Below are 1194 nucleotides of genomic sequence, written 5' to 3'. Positions count from 1 at the left end.
GACTTCCAGCACGAGGGCGAGGTACGCACCGCCGCCTTCACCGTCAACGCCGGTCAGGCCCCGGCCGTCACCGCCGAAACCACCACCGCGACCCCGAAGCCCACCCCGACCACGTCCGACGCGCACGGCGACCACAGCCACTGACGCCCGACACGACGTGGAGACACGACGTGGAGACACGACGTGGAGACACGACGTGAGAAAGGAGAGGTGATGGCTCCCATCACCGACGAGAAGCCGCACGGCTCGGTCGAGTTGTCGATCGGCGGCATGACATGCGCGTCGTGCGCCAACCGGATCGAACGCAAGCTCAACAAGCTCGACGGGGTGACGGCGACGGTCAACTACGCCACGGAGAAGGCCAGGGTCGCCTTCCCCGAAGGGCTTGACACGCAGGCGTTGATCGCCGAGGTGGAGAAGGCCGGCTACACCGCCGCGCTGCCGGCTCCCCCGGCCGGGGAGGCCGATGAGCCGGGCGAGGCCGCCGATGATGAGCTGCGGCCGCTGCGCAACCGGTTGATCACCTCTCTGGTGCTGTCGGTTCCGGTGATCGCGATGGCGATGGCGCCGGTGTTGCAGTTCACGAACTGGCAGTGGCTGTCGCTGACGTTGGCGGCGCCGGTGGTGGTGTACGCGGGCTGGCCGTTCCACAAGGCCGCCTGGACCAACCTGCGTCACGGCGCGGCGACCATGGACACGCTGGTGTCGCTCGGGACGCTGGCCGCGTTCGGCTGGTCGTTGTGGGCGCTGTTCTTCGGCACCGCCGGGCAGCCGGGCATGACGCACCCGTTCGAGTTCACCATCGCCCGCACCGACGGCTCGATGAACATCTATCTGGAGGCCGCCGCCGGGGTGACCGCGTTCCTGCTGGCCGGCCGCTATTTCGAGGCGCGTTCCAAGCGGCGGGCCGGGGCGGCGTTGCGGGCGCTGCTGGAGCTGGGCGCCAAGGACGTGGCGGTGCTGCGTGACGGTGCCGAGGTGCGGATCCCCACCGACCGGCTGGCGGTGGGCGACCGGTTCGTGGTCCGGCCGGGCGAGAAGATCGCCACCGACGGCGTGGTCGAGGAGGGCACCTCGGCGGTGGACGCCTCCATGCTGACCGGCGAATCGGTCCCCGTCGAGGTCCGGCCGGGCGACGCCGTCACCGGCGCCACCGTCAACGCGGGCGGCCGGCTGGTCGTCCGCGCCACCCGC

At 70.9% G+C, this 1194-nt stretch carries 1 protein-coding gene; it reads left to right on the top strand.

What is annotated here, in order from left to right; translation table 11 throughout:
- Window positions 1–213: 213 nt before the first annotated feature.
- On the top strand, window positions 214–1194 hold a 981-nt coding region (locus CXR44_RS34945; protein WP_245899806.1), incomplete at its 3' end, for a heavy metal translocating P-type ATPase.

This window comes from Nonomuraea indica (assembly GCF_002850745.1).
Lineage (GTDB): Bacteria > Actinomycetota > Actinomycetes > Streptosporangiales > Streptosporangiaceae > Nonomuraea > Nonomuraea indica.
This window is presented reverse-complemented; position numbering and strand designations above follow the sequence as displayed.